Annotated in this window: 20 protein-coding genes and 1 pseudogene; 14 read left to right on the forward strand and 7 right to left on the reverse strand. The window is 50.2% G+C overall.

Annotation, left to right across the window (positions count from 1 at the left end; genetic code table 11):
- Nucleotides 1-464 precede the first annotated feature (464 nt).
- On the reverse strand, nucleotides 465-1,337 hold the full coding sequence (locus ACO0K2_RS06690) for an MBL fold metallo-hydrolase (protein ID WP_423017036.1): 873 nt from the start codon (nucleotides 1,335-1,337) through the stop codon (nucleotides 465-467).
- A 210-nt stretch (nucleotides 1,338-1,547) separates the two neighbouring features.
- Here ACO0K2_RS06690 and ACO0K2_RS06695 point away from each other — a divergent pair, with 210 nt between their 5' ends.
- Nucleotides 1,548-2,342 (forward strand): sulfite exporter TauE/SafE family protein, encoded by a 795-nt coding sequence (locus ACO0K2_RS06695; RefSeq protein ID WP_423017472.1) that lies wholly within the window; start codon nucleotides 1,548-1,550, stop codon nucleotides 2,340-2,342.
- 22 nt (nucleotides 2,343-2,364) lie between these two features.
- On the opposite strand, the gene ACO0K2_RS06700 is transcribed toward ACO0K2_RS06695, so the two are convergent.
- On the reverse strand, nucleotides 2,365-3,024 hold the full coding sequence (locus ACO0K2_RS06700; RefSeq protein WP_423017038.1) for a GntR family transcriptional regulator: 660 nt from the start codon (nucleotides 3,022-3,024) through the stop codon (nucleotides 2,365-2,367).
- 261 nt (nucleotides 3,025-3,285) lie between these two features.
- Here ACO0K2_RS06700 and dctP point away from each other — a divergent pair, with 261 nt between their 5' ends.
- From dctP to ACO0K2_RS06750, 10 genes and pseudogenes are all read left to right on the forward strand, one after another.
- Nucleotides 3,286-4,362 (forward strand): TRAP transporter substrate-binding protein DctP, encoded by a 1,077-nt coding sequence (gene dctP, locus ACO0K2_RS06705; RefSeq protein WP_423017040.1) that lies wholly within the window; start codon nucleotides 3,286-3,288, stop codon nucleotides 4,360-4,362.
- Nucleotides 4,359-4,922 (forward strand): TRAP transporter small permease, encoded by a 564-nt coding sequence (locus ACO0K2_RS06710; protein WP_423017042.1) that lies wholly within the window; start codon nucleotides 4,359-4,361, stop codon nucleotides 4,920-4,922. Before dctP ends, ACO0K2_RS06710 begins: the two co-directional genes overlap by 4 nt.
- Nucleotides 4,919-6,268 carry a TRAP transporter large permease gene (locus tag ACO0K2_RS06715; protein WP_423017044.1) on the forward strand — a complete coding sequence of 450 codons (1,350 nt, stop codon included), beginning with the start codon at nucleotides 4,919-4,921 and terminating at the stop codon, nucleotides 6,266-6,268. Before ACO0K2_RS06710 ends, ACO0K2_RS06715 begins: the two co-directional genes overlap by 4 nt.
- Entirely contained in the window at nucleotides 6,268-7,932 is a 1,665-nt protein-coding gene (gene mdcA / locus ACO0K2_RS06720) for a malonate decarboxylase subunit alpha (RefSeq protein ID WP_423017474.1), read from the forward strand. Before ACO0K2_RS06715 ends, mdcA begins: the two co-directional genes overlap by 1 nt.
- Before the next feature lie 8 nt (nucleotides 7,933-7,940).
- Complete coding sequence (mdcC, locus tag ACO0K2_RS06725; protein WP_423017046.1) at nucleotides 7,941-8,255, forward strand: malonate decarboxylase acyl carrier protein; 315 nt, start codon at nucleotides 7,941-7,943, stop codon at nucleotides 8,253-8,255.
- Nucleotides 8,252-9,121 (forward strand): annotated as a pseudogene (locus ACO0K2_RS06730) (biotin-independent malonate decarboxylase subunit beta); the annotation flags it as partial. The gene mdcC and the pseudogene ACO0K2_RS06730, both read left to right, overlap by 4 nt.
- Before the next feature lie 114 nt (nucleotides 9,122-9,235).
- Complete coding sequence (locus ACO0K2_RS06735) at nucleotides 9,236-9,928, forward strand: biotin-independent malonate decarboxylase subunit gamma (RefSeq protein WP_423017476.1); 693 nt, start codon at nucleotides 9,236-9,238, stop codon at nucleotides 9,926-9,928.
- Nucleotides 9,929-9,952: 24 nt separating this feature from the next.
- Nucleotides 9,953-10,678, forward strand: a complete 726-nt coding sequence (gene mdcG / locus ACO0K2_RS06740; protein ID WP_423017048.1) for a malonate decarboxylase holo-[acyl-carrier-protein] synthase — start codon at nucleotides 9,953-9,955, stop codon at nucleotides 10,676-10,678.
- 4 nt (nucleotides 10,679-10,682) lie between these two features.
- On the forward strand, nucleotides 10,683-11,702 hold the full coding sequence (mdcB, locus tag ACO0K2_RS06745; RefSeq protein WP_423017050.1) for a triphosphoribosyl-dephospho-CoA synthase MdcB: 1,020 nt from the start codon (nucleotides 10,683-10,685) through the stop codon (nucleotides 11,700-11,702).
- On the forward strand, nucleotides 11,695-12,660 hold the full coding sequence (locus ACO0K2_RS06750; protein WP_423017052.1) for an ACP S-malonyltransferase: 966 nt from the start codon (nucleotides 11,695-11,697) through the stop codon (nucleotides 12,658-12,660). The genes mdcB and ACO0K2_RS06750 overlap by 8 nt, the downstream gene beginning before the upstream one ends.
- Nucleotides 12,661-12,687: 27 nt before the next feature.
- Here the strand turns inward: ACO0K2_RS06750 and infA are convergent, their stop codons facing one another.
- A complete protein-coding gene (gene infA, locus ACO0K2_RS06755) occupies nucleotides 12,688-12,948 on the reverse strand; it encodes a translation initiation factor IF-1 (RefSeq protein ID WP_423017054.1) in 261 nt (86 codons plus the stop codon).
- Between the two features lie 562 nt (nucleotides 12,949-13,510).
- Nucleotides 13,511-16,747 carry a fibronectin type III domain-containing protein gene (locus ACO0K2_RS06760; protein ID WP_423017056.1) on the reverse strand — a complete coding sequence of 1,079 codons (3,237 nt, stop codon included), beginning with the start codon at nucleotides 16,745-16,747 and terminating at the stop codon, nucleotides 13,511-13,513.
- A gap of 249 nt (nucleotides 16,748-16,996) precedes the next feature.
- On the opposite strand from ACO0K2_RS06760, the gene ACO0K2_RS06765 reads away from it, so the two are divergent.
- A complete protein-coding gene (locus ACO0K2_RS06765) occupies nucleotides 16,997-17,902 on the forward strand; it encodes a creatininase family protein (RefSeq protein ID WP_423017058.1) in 906 nt (301 codons plus the stop codon).
- A 32-nt stretch (nucleotides 17,903-17,934) separates the two neighbouring features.
- Nucleotides 17,935-19,191 (forward strand): hypothetical protein, encoded by a 1,257-nt coding sequence (locus ACO0K2_RS06770; protein ID WP_423017060.1) that lies wholly within the window; start codon nucleotides 17,935-17,937, stop codon nucleotides 19,189-19,191.
- 71 nt (nucleotides 19,192-19,262) lie between these two features.
- Here the strand turns inward: ACO0K2_RS06770 and ACO0K2_RS06775 are convergent, their stop codons facing one another.
- The 3 genes from ACO0K2_RS06775 to ACO0K2_RS06785 all read right to left on the reverse strand — a co-directional run bounded on the left by ACO0K2_RS06775 (nucleotide 19,263) and on the right by ACO0K2_RS06785 (nucleotide 21,190).
- On the reverse strand, nucleotides 19,263-19,739 hold the full coding sequence (locus ACO0K2_RS06775; protein WP_423017062.1) for a hypothetical protein: 477 nt from the start codon (nucleotides 19,737-19,739) through the stop codon (nucleotides 19,263-19,265).
- 229 nt (nucleotides 19,740-19,968) lie between these two features.
- Entirely contained in the window at nucleotides 19,969-20,502 is a 534-nt protein-coding gene (locus ACO0K2_RS06780; protein WP_423017064.1) for a Spy/CpxP family protein refolding chaperone, read from the reverse strand.
- A gap of 49 nt (nucleotides 20,503-20,551) precedes the next feature.
- Nucleotides 20,552-21,190 (reverse strand): glycine zipper 2TM domain-containing protein, encoded by a 639-nt coding sequence (locus ACO0K2_RS06785; RefSeq protein ID WP_423017066.1) that lies wholly within the window; start codon nucleotides 21,188-21,190, stop codon nucleotides 20,552-20,554.
- Between the two features lie 842 nt (nucleotides 21,191-22,032).
- On the opposite strand from ACO0K2_RS06785, the gene ACO0K2_RS06790 reads away from it, so the two are divergent.
- Complete coding sequence (locus ACO0K2_RS06790; RefSeq protein WP_423017068.1) at nucleotides 22,033-22,620, forward strand: hypothetical protein; 588 nt, start codon at nucleotides 22,033-22,035, stop codon at nucleotides 22,618-22,620.
- Nucleotides 22,621-22,789 lie beyond the last annotated feature (169 nt).

Below are 22,789 nucleotides of genomic sequence, written 5' to 3' on the forward strand. Positions count from 1 at the left end.
TTTAGGTAGGATGATGGGAATAAGGGCAGACGACGGGGCTTTAGGTAGGATGATGGGAATAAGGGCGGACAAAGGAAATAGGAGCCGACGACGGAAATAGCAAGCCCCGACAAATCAACGGACAGACCCCATACACCGTCGCTCCCGCGAAGGCGGGAGCCCAGTGGCGCGGTAGCGCCTTTCAAGCTGCGAGTTAGTTGAAAATGCAAGAAAGCGCTGACGCGCACTGGATCCTCCGCCTTCGCGGAGGATGACGGTATTTGTGGAGGATGACGGTAATTGTGGGGGATAATGGTATTTGTGGGGGATGATGGTAATTACGGAGGATACCGACTTAGTGTTCGCAATATCATGACGTACTTACTTCGTCACCCAATTCCTACTTCATCACCCCTCACGCTATCACTGCGTAGTCATTTTGTTATCCGTCGCTCCCGCGAAGGCGGGAGCCCAGTTGTTGGCTATTACAGGTGATTCAGCGGTATCTTCAAATACGCCACGCCATTTTCTTCTGCCTTCGGAAACTGCCCAGCACGGATATTGATTTGAATTGCTGGCAATAACAGCACCGGCATCTCCAGACCACTGTCACGTTTTTTGCGCATGGCGACAAAGGCGTCTTCGTTGATGCCATCGCGGACATGGATGTTGTGCGCTTTTTGCTCTGCCACCGTTGTTTGCAAAACAGGGGCGCGGTCGGTGGGTGGATAATCGTGGCACAGGAACAGACGAGTTTTAGGGGGGAGTGCCAATAACTTCTGAATAGAAGCAAATAATTGATGCGCATCGCCACCAGGAAAATCGCAACGTGCCGTACCGACATCGGGCATGAACATGGTGTCGCCGATAAAGACCGCATCGGCGCTGTCATCAACAATTAAATACGCCATGTCCGCTGGCGTGTGTCCTGGAAGGTAGAGGGCTTTCGCCTGTAGCTGACCAATCATAAACACTTCGTTGTCATCAAATAAATGGTCAAATTGCGAACCATCGGTCGCGAACTGTGGCTCGAGATGAAAAAGCGTTTTAAAGACCGATTGAACTTGGCTGATGTGCTTACCGATCGCGATTTTCCCTCCGACCTGTGCCCGCAGATAATAGGCGGCGGTGAGGTGATCGGCATGGGCATGCGTTTCCAAAATCCAGCTTAAACGCAGTTGATGCGTCTGTAAGAACGCGAGGACTTCGTCTGCGTGCTGGGTCTTCGTTCGTCCGGATTTGGGATCGTAATCAAGCACCGGATCGATGACCGCAGCGTGGCCGCCGATCTCGTCATACACAACATGGGTTGCGGTGCAGGTTACTGGGTCAAAAAAACTCGCTATCTGTGGATTCATATCAGTCAATGAAAAAGAGCCTCAGGGTAGGTAAAACATACGCCTGTGGGCGGAAGTTGACCAGCCAATTGTTGCCGTCTTTGGAACGATTCTGAAGAAAAATACAGGCAAGACGACCTCAACCTGGCGATTTCAACGTATTATTATGCATTAAATGAATAAGCTTATGTGTTTTATGTATAAGGAGATCTGCAGGTGGTATCGTTTGCGTTGATGCTGTTGATGCTCGCTGGCACGGTGGTGGGGCTCGTGATGGGCTTAACCGGTGCTGGTGGTGGCATTCTCGCTGTGCCAGCTTTGGTGTATAGCCAAGGGTGGACGATGCAGCAGGCGATGCCTGTAGCGTTGCTGGCCGTCACGATTGGGGCGATGATCGGTGCGGTGGAGGGGTTCACGAAGAACCTTGTTCGTTACCGTGCGGCTTTTTTGATGGCGCTTGCCGGGAGTTTTCCGACATGGCTCGGGATTCGCATCGCCAAGCATTTGTCGCAAACTTGGCTTATGGGTGGCTTTGCGTGTGTACTGTTATTTGTTGCTCTGCGCTTGTATTGGCAAGTGAGAACACACTCGTCGGATGACGATCATAAGAAATGTCTTGCGCAAGTCAATCGCAATACGGGGCGGTTTGATTGGAATATCAAATCAGCGAGCGTGATTGCGAGTATTGGTGGTTTGGCTGGCTTAAGCTCTGGGTTGTTGGGCGTCGGCGGGGGATTTATTATTGTTCCGATGTTGCGTCATTTCACCAATATCAGCGTTCATGGTGCGGTGGCGACGTCTTTATTTGTGATTTCATTAGTCGGTACGATGGGCGTCGGGATGGCCGTCGCTAATGGTGCTGATCTTCCGCTGTGGTCATCGGTGCTGTTTTCAGTGACAACGGTCATCGGCACCATCGTCGCGCGGAAAATAGCCGCACGGCTGCCGACCAAGGTGGTGCAATCGGTGTTTATATTGCTCTTACTTGGCGTGGCAGGAAGTATGCTGGTCCGCGTGATTTTCTGATGGTATTCCCAAGGGGTAGCGTCTAGGTGTCACTTTGGAGTTTTTTCAGTGAGGCAATGAGGTCGGCAAAGCGCTCGCCCTGAATGATGATGTGCCCACGAAGCAGCTGTGCCGCCAGTTCTCCATCACCCGCCATAATCGCTTCAACGACTTGATCATGCTCGTGAAACGACATTTTCACTCGATCACGTACCCGTAATTGCAGACGTCGGTAAGGGCGCAATCGACGATGCAGATTCATCGCCTGTGCCGACAAAAATTCATTGTGACTACCCTGATAGATCAGTTGGTGAAACTGTTCATTTTGATAAAAGTAGTCATCCGTATCGTCAGTTTGACTGGCGGCTTTACATGCGAGATGGGCTGCCTGCAATGCCTGCATTTCGGCTTTACTCATTCGTCGCGCGGCCATTCTTCCGCACATGGCTTCAAATTCTGCCATCACTTCAAACATTTCCACGAGTTGCTGCGGGCTGATGGTGGCCACTTGCGCGCCGCGTCGAGGACGCATATCGATGATGCCCATTGAGGCCAGTTGGATCAGTGCTTCACGGATGGGTGTACGTGAGACGCCAAATTGCGTCGCCAGCTCTGTCTCATCCAAATGATGACCGGGCTGAAGCTGACCCATAGCGATCATTTCTTCGATTTCTTCCCGCAGGCTGGTGGAGCGATTTTTCATTCTGTGATCCCTGTGCAACTTGAATATAAGCGTTGCTAGTATATATTACTGTTGACTTTGAATGCAAAATAAACGATCTTGTATACAAGAATTCAGGATCACGTATTCATTATCGTTGTTCGGTGTTGTTATTTGGTCATCTCAATGACTGTCATACCACCCTGAACGTCCGCATGCAGAAGACGTGATATCTGAACAAGAGAGGAGCATCATTGAATAGCTCCCGAGATAAGTTTTACGACATTAAACTTAGGAGACAACATGGCTAACCCATTCACCAAAGACAGCGTATCCACTGACGCAACGCAACCCCACACCAACAAACACAGAAGAACTGCGCTGCACGCTCTAGGGCTTGCTCCGCTGGCGGCATTGCTGCCAAGCGCCGTGTGGGCACAAAATCAAGTGTTCAAAATTTCGCATCAATTCCCAGGCGGGACGATCGATAACGGCGATTTTCGTGATCGGATCTGCCGCCAGTTTGCAGCAGAAGTCGATAAGCGCAGCAACGGTAGTCTTAAATTTGAGATTTATCCTGGCTCTTCGTTGATGAAAACGAATGCGCAGTTTTCTGCCATGCGCAAAGGCGCGTTGGATTTGTCGCTCGTACCACTTTCTTATGCGGGTGGTGAAGTGCCAGAAGTGAACATTGGCCTGATGCCAGGGCTCGTGCCCTCGTATGAGGTGGGGGCTGCATGGAAAAATGCAGAAGTCGGTAAAGAGTTAGCGCGGATTCTCCAAGAAAAAGGCGTGATCATCGTCAGCTGGATTTGGCAAGCGGGTGGCGTCGCTTCGCGGACCAAAGCGGTGTTAGATCCAGAGGATGTCAAAGGCATGAAAATCCGTGGCGGCTCTCGTGAAGTGGATCTCGTTCTAAAAGCCGCGGGTGCAGCGGTTGTCTCATTGCCTTCAAATGAAATTTACGCGGCGATGCAAACTGGTGCGATGGAAGCGGCCATGACTTCATCAACCTCGTTGATTTCTTTCCGATTAGAAGAAGTTTCTAAGTTCTTAACCAGCGGCCGCGGTCAAAGTTACTGGTACATGCTTGAACCATTGATGATGTCGAAAGCGAGTTTCGATAAGCTGACCAAAGAACAGCAAACGCTGATCATGACCGTGGGTGCGGAGATGGAAGCGATCGCAACAAAAGCGGCCAAACAAGATGACATTACCGTCGCGACCGTCTATGAAAAGAAAGGCGCCAAGGTCGTTGATCTCACTGCCGCTACCGTCAAAAAATGGCAGGCGATTGCACGTACCACAGCGTGGAAAGACTTTGCCGATCGTAATGAAAGCTGCGCAAAACTGATTAAGCTGGCGGAGAAATTGTTATGAGCCATGGCTTTGAACCAGTCACAGCGCAACTACCTGCCTTACCCAAGCAACCGTGGTTGCGTGCACTCGTGATGGCGATGAATTTCTTGAATCGACAGATCGTGAACGTATCGATGGTCGGTATTTTTATCACGACGCTGGTGCTGACTTACTCGGTGGTGAGTCGTTATTTGTTTCAGGTTCCCACCGATTGGCAGGATGAGGCCTGCGTATTTATGTTGATCGGGATTAGCTTTTTCTCGGCAGCGTACGTGCAGTCTTATCGTGGCCATATTGGGATTGAAGTCTTGTCATCGCTACTACCCGCCAAGATCAACGCGTTTCGATTGATTTTGGTTGATATCGCGAGCGCTGCATTTTGCCTCTTCTTCTCGTGGAAATCGTGGACGCTGTTTCATGAAGCGTGGACGGAAGGACAGACGACATCCTCCACCTTCGCACCGCCGCTATGGATCCCGTATTCGATGATGGCATTGGGGATGAGTTTGTTGTCGTTACAGATTGTCTTGCAAGTACTGAGTGCGCTACTGCCCCAGAATACAACAAAGGAGAACGCATGAGCCCTCTCACTTTAGGGATGTTATACGGCGTTGTGACACTAGTCGTGATGTTTTCTGGGATGCCGATTGCATTTGCACTAGGGATCGTCGCTAGCACGTTTATGTATTTTTTTATGCCGCCATCATCGTTAGATACGATCACGCAAAACGTCTACGAAGAAATGGCATCGATTACGCTCTTGTCGATTCCTTTGTTTATTTTAAAAGGCGCGGCGATTGGTAAATCATCCGCAGGCAAGGATTTATATTCGGCGATTCATGCATGGATGCACAAAGTACCGGGCGGCTTAGGAATTGCTAATGTCTTTGCCTGTGCGATGTTCGCGGCCATGGCGGGATCGTCACCTGCAACGTGCTCGGCGATTGGTTCTGCTGGCATTCCAGAGATGCGTCGTCGTGGTTATTCACCAGGATTCGCAGCGGGCATTATTGCAGCCGGTGGCACGTTAGGTATTTTGCTTCCACCATCGATTACGATGATTTTGTATGCCGTTGCAGCAGAACAATCCTTGGGTCGTTTGTTTTTAGCGGGTGTCGGACCTGGCGTTTTACTGGTGCTCTTATTTGCAGGCTATGCGGTGTTTCGTGCGCGTAAAGAATATGCGATTGCTTATGAGGCGTATCAAAAAGAAGGTGTCCAATCAGCGTATCTTGAAAAGGAACACTTCAGCCTGAAACAAAAATTAGAAATGTTGCCGCGTGTCTTGCCCTTTGTGATTTTGCTCATTGGTGTGATGGTCGCATTGTACGGCGGCTATGCCACCCCTTCTGAGACGGCAGGGCTAGGAGCATTATTGGCGATGGGACTCATTGCGATTGTTTATCGGGTCTGGCGGCCCCGTCAGATGGCACCTTTTATCTCAGCGACGATCAAAGAATCGACGATGCTCTTGTTTATTATTGGCATGTCGTTGTTGTATTCGTATGTGATGAGTTACCTCAATATCAGCCAATCTGCTGCCCAGTGGGTCGTTGGATTGCACTTGAGTAAATGGCTGTTGCTGATGGTGATTTTGGCGATGGTGATTGTGTTTGGATTTTTCTTGCCGCCGGTATCGATCATTTTGATGATGTGTCCGATTATTCTTCCTCCACTGAAAGAAGCAGGGTTTGACTTGATCTGGTTCGGTGTTGTGATGACGATCGTCATGGAGATGGGCTTGATCCATCCACCTGTGGGACTCAATATTTTTGTGATTAAAAATATTGCACCAGATATTTCGTTGAAAGAGATTGTCTGGGGTGTTTTACCTTTTCTGGGACTGATGCTATTTGCGGTAGTGTTGCTGTGTGTTTTCCCGCAAATCGCGACTGCGTTTCCAGATAGTTTGATGGGAGTGAAATGATGGCCGCCACTGGTCGCTGGAATACGTTGCAACACAACCGACTGCAACGCCTAGAGCGTGTGGGGCAGGTGTTGGGCAACGATTTACAAGGCAAGATTTTGCCCCACACCCGCATCGGCGATTTGTTGCATGCGGCATTGGAAGTCGGTGATCGGGTGTGTATTGAAGGTAATAACCAAAAGCAAGCAGACTTTTTATCAAAAGCCTTGACGCAATTGGACCCGCAGCGAGTTCATCATCTTCACATGCTGCAGTCGGTGCTCGCTTTGCCTGAACATCTGGATATCTTCGAGCAAGGCATTGCTTCTCGGCTCGATTTTTCGTTTTCTGGCCCACAGTCTGGGCGTTTGGCGAAACTGGTCTCGGCAGGCAAACTCGATATCGGTGCGATCCACACCTATCTCGAATTATTCGCTCGCTATTTTGTCGATCTCACACCACGAGTCGCCCTTGTCGCGGCACAGGCAGCGGATCGCCATGGCAACTTGTACACGGGCCCGAATACAGAAGATACGCCACCGATCGTCGAAGCCACGGCATTTAAATCCGGCATCGTGATTGTGCAAGTCAATGAGATTGTGGACGTGTTGCCTCGTGTCGATATTCCTGCTGATTGGGTAGATTATGTGGTCAAGGCACCGACACCGCATTACATCGAACCCTTGTTCACCCGTGATCCAGCGTTGATTTCAGAAATTCAGATTTTGATGGCGATGATGGCCATCAAAGGCATCTATGCCGAGTACGAAGTGAAACGACTTAATCATGGTATTGGCTTTGATACCGCAGCGATCGAGTTGCTATTGCCGACGTACGCTGCATCATTGGGACTCAAAGGAAAAATTGCGAGTCACTGGGCACTGAATCCGCATCCCGCCCTGATTCCAGCGATTGAAGCGGGGTTTGTCACGTCGGTGCATTCGTTTGGTTCGGAATTAGGGATGGAGGAGTATATCCGTGCCCGTTCCGACGTCTTTTTTGTGGGACCCGACGGTTCGATGCGGAGTAACCGTGCGATGAGTCAGGCGGCAGGCCATTATGCCTGCGACATGTTCATTGGCTCGACATTGCAAATTGACTTGCAAGGGAATTCATCCACAGCAACGCTGGGTCGCATCGCGGGCTTTGGTGGCGCACCGAACATGGGTGCTGATGCGCGAGGAAGGCGGCACGCTAGCCCAGCATGGTTAAAAGCAGGACGTGAATCCCGTGACGGACGGTTTGCCATGCCACGGGGGCAGAAGTTGGTGGTGCAGATGGTCGAAACGTTCCGTGAGCACATGCAACCCGCGTTTGTGGAGAAACTGGATGCGTGGCAGTTGGCAGAGCAAGCGAAGATGGAGCTACCACCGGTGATGATTTATGGCGAAGATGTAAGCCATATTTTGACCGAAGAGGGAATCGCTAATTTGTTGCTGTGTCGTACGGATGAAGAACGAGAGCAGGCGATTCGGGGTGTGGCCGGCTATACACCAGTTGGGCTTGGTAGAGATCAACGGATGGTCGACAACCTGCGTGATCGAGGCATCATTAAGCGCCCTGAAGATTTAGGTATTGATAAGCGTGATGCCACGCGTGATTTATTGGCAGCAAAGAATATGAAAGATTTGGTACGTGCTTCAGAGGGCTTGTATCAACCACCAAAACGTTTCAGAAACTGGTAAGGACGCGTATGGAAACTTTAGTATTTCGTTTTGAAAACGGCACCCGTCACTTACCCAGCCATCCGCAACTGGTGGGCGTTGTTAGCTCGGGGAATCTCGAAGTGCTGGTCAACCGTGCTGATTTACAGTCTGCCTGCGAAATTGAGATCCATACTGCAGCGATTGGCTTTGCTGCTATTTGGGAAGCGGTGATGAAAGATTTCCACGCGCGTTGGCAATTAGCCAATGTACGCATCGCCATCAATGATATGGGAGCGACGCCGGCCGTCGTGAGTTTACGCCTCGATCAAGCCATCGAAGCAAGTCTGGAAGCGACAACATGAAGAGTTATATCGAAGCCACCGCGCGGCAACGTATTCACGCGCTGATAGATGGTTTTACAGAATTTTTACCACCGTCAAAGCAATGGACGAGTCCCCATCTGCCCCAACTCAATGCACCCGTCTCGTTTGATGACGGCGTCATTATTGGTGTGGGCCACTTGGGCGGCCATCGTGTTTTTGCCGCCGCCCAAGAGGGGGGATTTATGGGAGGCGCAGTAGGTGAGGTGCACGGTGCCAAGTTAGTTGGGTTGATGCGCCGTGCGGTCCTTGAAAAACCAGCCGCTGTGGTATTACTGGCAGAGTCGGGCGGTGTCCGTTTGCATGAAGCGAACGCGGGGCTGATTGCCGTGTCCGAAGTCATGCGCGCCGTCTTTGCGGTACGTGCGGCGGGGATTCCTGTCGTTGTCATTAATGGTGGCAGCAACGGCTGTTTTGGTGGCATGGGGATTGTTGCTCGTTGTACGAATGTCGTCATCATGTCGGAAGAAGCACGGTTAGCAATGTCCGGCCCAGAAGTCATTGAGACGGCGAATGGTGTCGAAGAATTCGACTCAAAAGACCGTGCCCTTGTATGGCGAACCACGGGTGGTAAACATCGGTATCTGATGGGAGACTGCCAGATGTTAGTGGCGGATGATGTGACTGAATTTAAAGAAGCAGCGAAGTCCGCCATCGATAAACTCGTCGGCAAGGATGCTGCCTCGGTGTCACTCAGCTTAGCCGGACTTGAACAAGAGCAGGAAATGATGGCGCAACGGATCGCGGCGTTTGGTGATTGCCGTGAGCCGATGGATATCTGGAAGAAATTAGGGATCGCTGCGCCAGAACAGATCGCCATGCTTGATGCTGCTGCATTTCGGGAATTGGTGGCTGCGCAAGTACCACCACAGCATCCTCAACCAAGCGGCGCACCGGTACACCTTAGTACGCCTGTTGCGAAAGACGAGGTACATCAGGATCAGCCTGCTTATTGGCGTGAGATAGCGTTACAGCTCTTCCCACAAGGTCATACGATAACTGAATCCGCAGACTTTTTGTCCGGTACCGCGGAAGTTGGTGGGGTGACGATCAACGTGGTCGGGACGACAGCCCATACGCCGATTGGTGTCGAAATCGCGCTTCGGCAAGCGCAAGCGGTGTTGGAAACGATCCGTGCATTTCCACAACGGCCTCTGTTGCTGATGGTGGATACCCAAGGTCAACGCTTGCGCCATCGTGACGAAATGTTGGGCATTAATAGTTATATGGCGCATTTAGGCAAATGTCTGGAGCTGGCGCGGCAATTGGGTCATCGGATCATTGCGCTCGTTTATGATCAAGCCTTATCAGGTGGCTTTATTACCAGCGGCATGATGGCCGATGCGTGTTACGCCTTACCCGCCGCCACGATTCGTGTGATGGGATTGCCCGCGATGGCGAGAATTACCAAAGTGCCCGAAGAACGGATCACTGAACTGGCGAAGGATAATCCGGTGTTTGCACCCGGCCCTTTAAATTACGAACGGATGGGTGGTGTTGAGGCAGTGTGGGAAGGGCATTTAGCGACCCAACTGCAATCTGCGCTTGCTCATGCCAACCCCGTCGATCAGCGAATTGCCACAGGCGCAACACGTGGTGGCCGTTCCATGGCACAAAAAGTGGTGAATGCCGTATTATCTGAACCTGTTTCGTGATCAGGACTGGAAGATGAAGGCGGTGTGGAATTGGATCAGGTAGCGCACTTTCAACGACATGATCTGGTGTGGTTATCGCCAGAGGCGTGGGCGAGTGTTTTCTCGCAACAAATGGCGCTGGTACCGAATGAGTTCACAGGGGTGACCTTACAGGCCTTGCACCGCTGGCAGCAAGAGGAGTGGCCGGCGGTTGTTCGTCGGCGTGATGCGGATGCCAAAGAAGATGAAGTATGTGTGGGCTTTGCGCTCGCGCCAGAGACGGGACCGAATCCACGTAAGCCTCGGATCTCTGCCCGTATTCACGTACAGCATATTCTTGAACACCAGCCGTCGCTGGCTTTATCGACCGTTATGCCATTTGTCGCTGCGCGTTGGCAGCAAGAGTTGAAGTCGTTTAATAACCAAGGAAGTGCGGCAGGTATCCGATGGCGCGTGTATGGCTCATTGGTCTTTGAGTTCCTCACTGGACAGCAATACGTCAACGAGCAATCTGATATCGATATTTTGTTCCGTCCGTCAAGTCAGGAGCATCTCGTGCAAGGACTTGCCTTATTGCGACAATTTCAAACGCAGCTTCCGCTGGATGGCGAAATTATTTTCCCGTCGGGTCAGGCGGTTGCGTGGAAAGAATGGTCCTTATCGGACTTGGTACCTGCGCCCAGTCACACGCAACGCTTGTTGGTGAAGGATAACCAACAGGTCAGACTGGTATCGAAACTTGAATTGCTGCAAAGCTTACCTCCGGTCTGATCTTATGTCTGCTTCTTATCCTTATTCTGCTCCAATGGCGCATGCGGTACTGCACCCGAGACCGTCAACGATGCCGACTCGCCATCAGAATGGAACATCTTTCGTTCAGCATCAACGTATCGCGGCACAAGTGGCACGTTTAGCTGTGCGCAGTTTATACGCTGAGTTAGCCCTCTATCCCAAACCAGGGTTGGTATCGCTGCGTGACAACGGCAGTCATACGGATATGACGGCCGAAACGTTTTTACGAAGTCTGTTTTCTTTGCGTCATTATTTTCGCGAGATGGCCTTGGCGGGTATGGCTGGTGCGAATTTTCAGACCTTAAAGCAAGGCGGCATACGCGCAGAGCAGCGCATGTTACGGGCAACGAAGGGAATCAACACGCACCGTGGCGCGATTTTTTGTTTGGGCTTGTTATGTGCGGCGCTTGGCGCCTGTCTTGGTCAAATGAGCCAGACGCCAACGATATCAGTACAACGGATATTAGTACAACGTTTAAGTGCTGATCAGGTACGCGCCGCTTTATTGGACATGTGGGGGGAGGAGTTAGTTGCCCATAGCGCGGTTGCTCTGCAAGATGCGACGACTGCGCCTGACCATGCCCTCAGCCACGGCTTGCAGGTCGCACAACAATTTGCCATCAGTGGTGCAAGAGAAGAGGCGGCACGAGCATACCCTTCTGTGTTTGCGCTTGCGTTGCCGCACTTGTCACAGCGGATTGCGGCTGGTGCAAGCACAACGGCAGCGCAAATTGACACCCTGTTTTTACTCATGGCGCACATGCACGACACCAACGTCTATTACCGTGGCGGCGCAGCGGCAGCGACGTTCACACGACAAACTGCCCAAGATTTTCTTTCTGCAGGCGGGACACTACAGCACGATTGGTTTGCACAAGCTGAGGCATGTCATCATGCGTTCGTACAACAACGACTGTCTCCCGGCGGTGCTGCTGATTTATTTGCAGCGACTTGGATGATGCACTTAGCGCAATCGACATCCTTTAGCGTTTGCCATGCGTAAATTTGCTTTACTGTGCCCCGGGCAGGGTGGGCAACATGCCGACATGTTTTCCCTTGCTACGACATCACCTCAGGCTGCCGCTTTATTGGCGCAGATCGCGTCTGCTGATGTCCTCGGTCAGCCTCTAGCGCCGTTGCTGGCATCGTCCACGCATTTATTTGATAACCAGTTCGCGCAACCGTTGATCGTGGCCGCGTCGCTGTTAAATTGGATAGCCTTGTGGGCGCAACCTGAGATGGAGGCGCTTCAGCCTACGCTGGTAATGGGGTATAGCATCGGCGAACTCACTGCCCATGCCATTAGCGGAGAAATGACCGTGCTGCAGGCCGTGACGCTTGCTCGACATCGCGCAGTCGCGATGCAGGCATGTGTCACACCAGATCAACTGCATCGCATGCTCGCAGTGAGCGGCCTTTCCCTTGATCGTCTGCAGGCGTTTTGTTTGGCGCATCGCTTGTATGTCGCTATCGTGACAGGCGAGAGCAACGCCATTATTGCGGGCCTCAGTACGGATGTGACTGCCGCAGAACCGCTTCTGCGCCACTATCCCACAGTACCGATCAGCGTGACGGCGTTACCTGTACATATTGCTTCTCATACCCCGTTGATGGCGGGTGCCCTTACTGCGTTTTCTGATACCTTGGAGGCTCTCTTTCCGCCGCAGACAAGCCCACTGATTACCCCTGTGGTTGCAGGCGTGAATGCACAGAAGATCACGAGAAGTCAGGACAGCAAGCAGACTTTACTTGCGCAAATGACGCAAACCATTCGTTGGCATGAATGCATGGATACGCTGGATGAAGCCGGTATCGACGTCACTTTAGAGTTGGGCCCTGGATCGGCATTATCGAAGATGCTTCAGGCGCGTCATCCGCGGATGGTATGCCGCTCTGTTGCGGATTTCCGGAGCTGGTCCGCAGTGGCAGAGTGGATGAAGCGACAGGTCGTTACCGACTAGGCAGGGATAACGATGAAAGCGATTTGCTTAATAACGACGACGTGCTTGACCGCCACCGCCATTTTGTTTTTCGATATGGCGGAAAGTAATCCGACCTTTACTCAAATCATACGGTGACATTTCTAATGTCACTTTGTCACCCGCAAGAATACGGATGTGATGCTGACGCATCTTGCCTGATGTATAGGCAATCAACTGATGTCCATTTTCGAGGTTAACGCGGAAACGGGAATCCGGTAACACTTCTTCAACCATACCGCTCATCTCTAAGAGTTCTTCTTTTGCCATTGTATTTTCACATTCATATAAAGTGTAACTGGGGATAAACATCGCCGTGCACAGCACAGGCGGATCATGCCAACTAGTGAGCAATATCACCGGTCGGGATTGAGTCGTTGATTCTTGGCGCCCGTGGCTTACACGAATCGTGTGTAATGGCGCAAAAATGATACGTTATGTAGGCTGTATCTGCGGTACTGAAAAGCAGCAAGCAAAGACAGTGCGTGAGATTGAAACGAGGTCAAGGTCACCACAAGAACCAACCAGAGGGTGTCCAGATAGAGTCACAGATGCAAGAGAATCTGTTCGATTAAAAGAAAACCGGGCTACAAGTTGGGGATTATACCTTGATGCGGGGGATTAACCGATAATCTTTGAGGAATTTGAAAAAATAATGCCGCGATCAGAAAATCTGCTAAGAAGAGCAGGTGAGGCATTGTTTTTTTGATCATTTATTTGATCATTTTTTTGATCATTTATTTGGAGATGTGTTGATCGAGCACACAAAAAAACATGCCGTGGTTTTCGTCACGGCATGTTTCTGGTGCAACGTCACATCGCTTGGGAGCGTTTAGCGCGTGCTTGAATTGGCGTTTGAGCTCGTACTCAGCGGTTGTGTTTTTAAAATACTGTTGAGTCCATCACTGAGCGATATCTGAATACTGCCATTCACGGATAACTGGCCAAGATTGATCGTCACATCACCGCCAGTCGCCCGCATGGTGAGTGCGGTATGGCTGCCGTCGTTTCCGATATAGATGGCAGTGAGCCATGGATAACGGACATGATTCCAGAGCAGATGCACGGATTTTCCGGACACTGTCATCGTTGCCGTCTCTGGCAAGGATTTCACAGAGGTACTGGTCGGTTGTCCACTGCTCTTGATTGCGGACGATGTCGTCGATGCGTTTGTTTTAACCGAAGTTGGCGTGGCTTTGGGTAAGAGTTTCCCGTCTTTCATGACATCAATACTGACGATGCCAGGAATCGCGGGCATGAGAACAGAAATATGCTGTTCGGCAACATGATCTAACGCGGCTGGCATGAAACTCCGGTAGGTCGTTTTGCCATCCGAACTCACAATGCGCAATTGATAGGAACCACTTTCCGCATCGGCCTGATAGCCCGTGCCGAGCAACTGTACGGGATCAAGGCTCACTGCGCCCTCCGCAGAAATACTGCCCGATACCAGCAACACAGAAGGCGAAGTTGATACTGCACCGACGCTCGCCGTTTGCGCTTTATCTGCTAAGACGGCGACTTGATAGTTCGTTTTGCCACGGATGTAATTCGCAATTTTTTGATAGCTATATTCGGAGAACCATGTACCTCCGCAATACCCCATCAGATCCGTCGTTCTTGACCCTGCTGCTCCCGGTGAGGACAAGACGTTGGTTTCTTGGTTATACAACGGTGCCGCAGTGAGTTGTGCGGTATCCGAGTTCGCCCAAGGTAACGGTGTGGTTGAAAAATACGGATCAGGACTACCGGCACCGCCACATGGCGCGTGGGACAGGCTGAGATTGTGTCCTACCTCATGCACGATGACATTGTGCAATGAATAGTTGCCGCCGCGCATGTCATTACCGACGGCCGCAAGCCCTGGCACATAGCCCAGACCGGCGGTGCCGTTATAGACGACGGCAGGAACCATCGCGTAATAGTGGGTCTGGCTGTTTTCTGTGACCCGAAGTTGATTGACTTGACCTAACACATTGCCATACTCACCTGTCGCCGTCAGTCCATCAGAGAATTGCCCATTCGGTGCCCATGGTGCATGGAAATTCACAACCACACTGGCTAGAGGCATGACTTGTTTAAACGCACTCACCAGTTGCGCATTGGTGGGCACATTCGCAGTGTTGGCATTGATGATCAACGGCACAATGGTCAGATGCAGCGTATTGCTGGTGTTGACGACAGGCGTTACGCTCAGACTCTGACCGTCTGTGGTGGCGATATCGAGAATCATACCGGGTTGCACCTGACTTCCTGGGATCGTTGCATAGCATTGATCACTTAAGTTATAGGAAATGTTGATATCGCCATCATACAACGGCAGTGCCGCCGGACAGGTCATGGTGATGGGTGTCGTGCTTCCCCTCACTTGAACCGAAACTACAGGTGGCGCGGTCGCACTGCTTTTCACAGCATACATGTAAGCACGAATAAGTGCATCGCGACCTGGCGTTAATATTTGGTAGAGCGCAGCAGGCCGTTGTGCCATGCTTTGCGCTAATTCAATGTGCGCGAGTCGCGTGTTTGCGGTATTTGGTACCACGGTGAGCGTATAGGTGGCGCTGGTCGCGGTGTATTGATCTGACGGTAAACTGGCTGAGATCGTCGTTGTGCCTACTTGCAATGCATTGACTGCACCACTGACCGCATCGACCGTCGCCACCGCTGGATTGCTACTGGCGTAACGGATTGCTGTTGTCGGTAATACCGTACCAGCATTATTTTTTGCTTGCGCCACTTGCAGCATGTTGCCGGAAATTTGTACCGGCATTGTTTTTGTTGATGCAGCAAAACTCAAACTCGCCGCACTTTGGCAATTGATGTTGATCGTGACTGATGTTGTTCCAGCGATGCCTGTGGGATCAGCCAATGCACTGTTACAGGTCTGACCATTGGCTGGTTGTTGCGTGACGTAACCGCCGTAACTTCTGGTGCTTTGGGTTTGCACAAAGCTTGTGATCTGACCATTGTGTGTCAGCGTCTCAATACCATAGACACCGCCGCTGTCACGCCAACCATTGACCCTAAAAGAGATACTTGCGCCGGAGGTGGTGTCGAACCCAGTCACATTTAAGAGAATGCTATCGACGGCATTCGTCGTTGCGCTGGCCGCCGTACTCGCTGCGGAACACGTTGTCGCGTTACATGCAGCTACTTGATAGCTATAAGCCGTGTTAGGCGACAAGCCTGTGTCGATAAAGCTCAATGCGGTTAAGGTGGTACCGCCGATATCAACGCCATTGCGTGTCAACACATATCGGCTCGCGCCCGTTACACTCGCCCAAGAGACCGTCACGCTGCTGCTATTTTTTGCTAATGCCGTTGGTTGCCCAGGAACGGCGGGGCCGGTTGGTGTTGGTGGGGTTGGTGTCGGTGGCGTCGGTGTCACTGGTGCCGCAGCCGTTTGTAATTGACTCACTGGACTCCAAGTAGAGCATCCTGCGCTGTTACATGCTTGAACTTGATAGGCATAACTGGTTGCTGGCGATAATCCGGTATCGGTGTACGTGAGACCCGAAATGGTCGCTGCGTTAGCAATCTGAAATCCATTCCGTTGTAACTGATAACTGGACGCACCAGACACACTAGCCCAGTTAAGAACGATTTGTGTGGTCGTGATTGTGCCTGCTGTCGGTGCTGCAGGTGCTGCTGGGATGACAACAGGTGGCGCACTCGTGGTCACGGGGAGATCAAGATTGCCGCTACACCCCACATTGGAGCATGCGAGAAGACGATAGACATACGCTGTTGATGCGGTGAGACCGTTATCGACGAATGCATTTGTCGTGACATTACCCAAGGAGGTAAATGTATTCGCGGTACTGCCGCTGGCCAGACTACGCAAGACTTCGTAATAACTCGCGCCGCTCACTGCCGGCCAGGTCAGACTCACGCTGGTGGCGGAACTACTTTGAACACTCGCCCCCGTAATAGTCGCTGGTGGCGTCGCGCCGGCGTTATTGTTTGACGAAGACGTCGAACTTGACGTCGTTCCCCCGCCTCCGCCACCACACGCAGTGAGTGATACGACGGTGGCAAGAATCAGGGAGAGGCTGCGATTCACATTCATAGAGTGTTCCATTGCGCAAAAAGAGTGGCAGGCTTTATCGAGACCATCAAGGTCGAGTTTGAAGCGTAATTACTTTATTGAAAGCGTGGTATTGTACTTTGGTGCAACTAATTTTATAAAAAATACAATTTTACAGATGTTTTCATTTTGATCATGTCTATTTTTATTCATCTTAGTCGGTGATGACGTGAATGGTATTTTTTTATGATGCTTCGCTCTTTTTTTGCTTTTCGGCGTCATAATTCGGGTATGAATTCTTTAACAAAAAGCAGGCACAATATCGCTCGTGCCACGCCACATTCCATTCTTCCGCATCGCACTCAACAGTTCGTTCGTCGCGTAACGTATGGCATTGCGTTGTCATTCATTGCGCTGATGACGTGTGTTGTGCCAGCAACGACTTGTTTTGCAGCAACGCCCGAGGTCGAACTCGATAACATGACCTGGACAGAGGTGCAGCATCGACTTGCCAATGGTAGTACCACGGTCCTTGTTCCCATTGGTGGAACGGAACAGAGTGGTCCCTACGTTGCATTGGGTAAACATAATGTCCGTGCCTATTTACTCGCCCAACAAATTGCGCAACATCTGGGTAACGCCGTAGTGGCGCCGGTGATTTCTTATGTTCCTGAGGGAAGCATTCATCCACCTGCAGGACATATGCGATTTGCTGGCACTATTTCGATTCCGGATAGCGCGTTCGAAGCGATGCTGGAGGGGACTGCACGTAGTTTTAAGCAGCATGGATTTAAGCAGGTCATTTTTTTGGGAGATCATGGCGGATACCAAAAAAATATGCAAAAAGTAGCGAACCGACTTGACCGTGAATGGTCCAATGACCCTTCATGTCGCGTTGTTGCATTGAATGAGTACTACCAAGCTGTTTCAGTGACTTACGTCAACACCTTGCGGAGTCGTGGGTTTAGTATGGCGGAAATCGGCTTGCATGCCGGATTAGCAGATACGGCATTGACCATGGCGCTAGACCGCTCGTTAGTGCGTACCGATGCGTTATCCCATGCCGCAAAGCCGACCGAAGCAGATGGCGTGTATGGCGATCCTCGCCATGCCACTGAAGAACTCGGACAGCTTGCAGTTAAACAGATTATAGATGCGTCAGTCACCGCGATTAAACGTGTGTCTGCCGCCCGATAAATAAGATCACATTGAAGTAATGAGTCATTGGTATGTCTTTTAAATTAAAAAATAGTATTCGTACTGGTGCAGCTATCGCACTAGGTCTTGCAGGTCTTTATTTTGTGGGAGCGCGCGCGACACCAACTGTGCCTCCAGTCACCAAAATCACCACCGTTCCTGGTATGCCAGCCGTGGTGGATGCGCGTAATTTGTATAGCGAAACTGGCTCCACACACTTGAGTCCGCAAGTCAAAGACGATCTGGAACGGGTGTATGTTCCCAATTTACGCTCCAATGATGTCTCGGTGATTGATCCGCGTACGCTTAAAGTTGTCGATCGTTTTAAAGTTGGCAAGGCACCGCAACACATTGTGCCCTCATGGGATTTGCGTACCTTATGGGTCGCTAATAATGCAGAACGTCTCGATTCTGGTAGCTTAACCCCGATTGATCCGCGCTCTGGAAAACCTGGAAAAGCAGTCCCCGTTGATGATCCGTATAACTTGTACTTTACACCGGACGGCCGCTCCGCCATTGTTGTTGCCGAAGCCAAGCACCGCCTTGATTTCCGCGATCCGCACACGATGGCTTTGCAGTATGCGATTTCAACGCCGCAATGTGGTGGTATTAACCATGCTGATTTTTCTATTGATGGCAGTTATGCGATTTTTACATGCGAGTTTGATGGCAGTATCGCTAAGATCGATCTGAAAAACCGCTCTGTTGTTGGTTACCTCAAGTTGGCGATGCCTGCTACTCGTTTCAAAGATGTTCCTAGTCTCACGGGGCCTGGTGCGACAGAGATTTGTTCTTCTAAAAAGGGCATGCCGCAAGACATTCGCATCTCACCCGACGGCAAACGTTTTTACGTGGCTGACATGGAAGCCGATGGTGTTCACATCATCGACGGTGATGCGTTTAAAGAGCTTGGTCTCATTCCAACCGGTGTCGCTGCCCACGGCTTATATCCAAGCCGCGATAACACGAAACTGTATGTCGCCAACCGTGGCTCACATCTGATTCACGGCCCACGTAACGGCAAAGGCAGTGTCACGGTGATTGACTTCGCGAGCGGTAAAGTCGTGGCGCAATGGCCGATTCCTGGTGGCGGTAGCCCAGATATGGGCAACGTGAGTGCAGACGGACAATTTTTGTGGTTATCTGGACGCTACGACGATGTGGTCTACCGCATCGATACAGCCAGCGGTGCAGTGAATAAAATCGCCGTCGGTCAAGAGCCGCACGGATTAACGGTGTGGCCGCAGCCAGGTCGCTACTCGTTAGGACACACAGGTAATCTGCGCTGAGACAAGCGCTTTGCAGATGAAAAAAAGCCGGCAGAAGCCGGCTTTTTTGTGGGTGCTGCATCAGATCTCAATTATTTTTTACTTGCGACTTCGGTTGAAGCGTGTGGTGGAGTCACTTCACCTGCTTTGAAATCACTACGGTCAAAAGTTAAACTTTGACCAGATACCAAACGGATCCATTCTGGATAGTTGTATGCCGATCCATTGGAGTGATCAACAATCGCGCCAACACCGCCACCCAAAAGAATGTTACCGAACATGCTACCTGCGACGCGTGAGACCACGGTTGCGGATGCAGGATCATTGCCGTCTTTCTTGCAAATCACATTCAAATTAGAGCTGGAACGGTGGACGATGATACTGCCTGGTGTCGTGACATTGACACTTCCGGAATCGTTAGTCAGGCTGCATTGCGCACCTTCAACTGGCGTACCGTTTGCCGCCACGGTCTCTACGCGGATTGCTTGCGTCGTGCCGTTTGAAACAGATGCACAACCAACTAATTGTAATCCGATAGCCCCTACCAACCCCAATGTGATGAGTTTCATAAATTTTTCTTTTCAATTAATTATAAAAAATAAGACCTGTTTTTCAGGCATCTTATTGTTATAGAAATAATTTGACATTGCAATATATGAAACTATAAATAGCAATAATTTCTTACGAAATGTTACCCAAACTGTTGTTTGTTGATGTTGCTCTATCAACGGATGTAGAGAAGGCCATCACAAAAATCCCCGGTTGCAGACCGGGGATAATGAGGGAGGAATGAGACGATTAATTGGCTGGCGTACTTGGATGATCAGCATGACTATCTTGATGCCAATCGCGGTGATGATGGTGATGCCAACCATGATGCCATCTTCTATGCTCATGCATCGCCATCATATGATGTGCAATCTCGTCGAATTTTTTACGTTGTTCAACACTGAGACTCGCTTGGAGTTTGCTGGTGGCGTCTGCGAGTGCTGCAAGCCTTTTCGCATGTTCTGCGGCCATATCGGCGTGGAAACGAGCGATGGTCGCCGCATCGGCGGTGGCATCAGGATGCGCTGCTGGTGTTGGTCGTGTCATTAAGACGGCCGTATATGCTTGCCAGTCTGCATCCTGTGATGCATTGATACCGATGTGGGCGGCCATTTTTTTGAGGTGTTCAGCGCGCATTTCTTCGTGGTGCTTCATCCACTCTTGCCGCATCGTTTGAGAGGCGCTAGTGTCTGCGGCAAATGCAGAACCTGAACAGTTACTTGCGATGGCAACACCTATCGCTGCTGTTGCCACTAAACGGGAAAAAACAGATTTTATTTTCATGAGAAAACTTTCAGTTAAATGCTGTTAAGAACAACTTTCGTCATTGGCATTACCAGCGACGGTGACCATAAAAACCAAAGCCGAGACCAACGCTGACTCCAATCGGAGGGGCATAGTAGTAAGGGCGTTGAACATAAACGACATCTGGATTGGCCTGTACGATGACCGTGTTGGGCGCAACATTCACATTGTTTGCCTGCAGAGTTGGAATCGCTGGGAATGCGCCTTGATCTGTCACATGAACTGGTACCCAATCACCTGGATCGTTGCTCAGGCTCGTGTTGTATTGACGCCCTGCATATTCATAATTCACGTTATAACCAATGATGCGGTTCTGCATGACTTGTTGAAGATGGCAGCGTTGCACATTTTGCGTCACGGGCACCGCATTTTTACTTTCAACATTGTCTCCAACGATGCTGCCAGCAATCGCACCAGCGACCGTTGCAGCCGCTTTACCGCTTCCGCTTCCAACCGTATTTCCGAGCAGCCCGCCAGCAACCGCGCCAATGACACCACCTGCTCCAGAATTGACTGGCTGTACCTGAACCGTACTATTTTCACAGACCTGCTGTTGGGCTGGAACGGTTCCCATGATTTGCGTTTTAGAAACGACATGGGCAAATTCCTGTGCACTAGCCATCTGCGCTGCGCAAGCTAAAGCAACTAAACTCACAATCAATTTCATGATGATTTCCTTCCAAACAAACAAACCCAAACCTTGGTAAGTGCGTATCTTCGTGCAGCAATTCTTTTGCTGTTGATCGCATCATGCCGTCTGATTGTTTCTCAGGAATTTCGTAACGAATGTGAATGTAACCTAGCGTACAGAGGCTGAAATAAACGAGGATGGAAGTGCTTCTCACGTTACAAACAGCGACGAGAGGCATGCACTTCTATTTGTTGTTGTGACGTCCTAATTCGCGTCATTGCGCTAGGTAAATGAATATCCCCAAAAAAAATGACAGTCTTCGCGGAGAGACTGTCATTAAAAGGAACATGCCAATGATGGACAAATTGGCTAAGTCATCTTAGCTCACATCCAGCTACATTTTTATCGCTTTAAATTGGCGTCATCAAGTCCAATTCTTTAGCTAGTAGGATTTTTGTCGTTACGTCTGATGATCTTGTTTAGCGCTTCGTTGGATGGAGTTGCGTGAGGCATGTCCGGAAACATCGTGACATCGGATTTTGTTATCTGCACTTATCGATGTTTTCTACCAAGAATGCTGTGAAGCGATGTAAGACCATGGAGAAATAGGAGCAAGTGAATGGATCGTTACAACTATCAACGCTATTTAATTTAAAACAACGAGAATAAGTAACGCATCTTTGTAACATGAGTTCTGGGTGATACGTTCATTACCCAGATACAAAACGTTGAAAAGATGGTTCTTTGACGAAGCTGAGTGTTAGCGATTTCTTTTCATGACGTTTTTTCCCTTTTAGCTACCTTGGATCGAAGTCATGCCTTTTCCGTTTCAGAATTTTCTCAAGAAAATGTTCAGTAACTTTCGGCGTATTGCTCGCATGACTAAAAACGAACATTCGGTCGAAGATCTACAAAGTGAATCTTGGATCATTGCGAATGAGATCAGCGATCAGCGTGGGTTTCAGATTGATTTTTCGAATGTCGAGGATGAACAGTTGCTGATGCGCTCTCTGTTCGTGAAACATGTCAGGCGTGGCGACTGGCGCTTAAGAAGGGCTGTTCGTATTGATCAAGAAAGCGTTCACAATGATACTGAGCTCGATTGGGTCAATCTCTTACCGGCTGAAAAATCGTCTGATCCACTCGTCTCTTTGATTGATCGAGAAGAGGGGTTTGAACTGAATCAAATGCTATACGCCAGCTATTCGGAAGCGACTGCCTATATCAAGATCTTCGACGTTTTTGATTTTGATCGTCAGAAAATCTGTCGCCATTTATTGGTTAGCAACGAGACCTTACTAAAACGTTTCAGGCTTGCCGCGAAAGTAGTCCGTATTCAACCTTCTTTATTTGATCGGGTAGAATCGATTCCTGATGATTTTCGTGTAATGCCTGGTAAAGCATTTCGATCCGACGTCGATAATGATGCTGGTCCAACTGTCAAACAGCTCGCGTGGACATTTTGAAACAAAGAACTTCGTTTTGAAAATGATGAATGTTTTCAGTTTATATCGTGTTGATGTTTGAACGAAAACTGAGCGCTCGTTGATGTCACCCAAACGAAGCGCATAAAGTGGTCGGCCAGCTAGCTCGGGAGCATGCATTTCCCGAGCTAGTGACGTTAAAGGACGTTGA

Origin of the sequence: Undibacterium sp. MH2W (assembly GCF_049340215.1) — a bacterium.
Classification (GTDB): Bacteria; Pseudomonadota; Gammaproteobacteria; order Burkholderiales; family Burkholderiaceae_D; genus Undibacterium.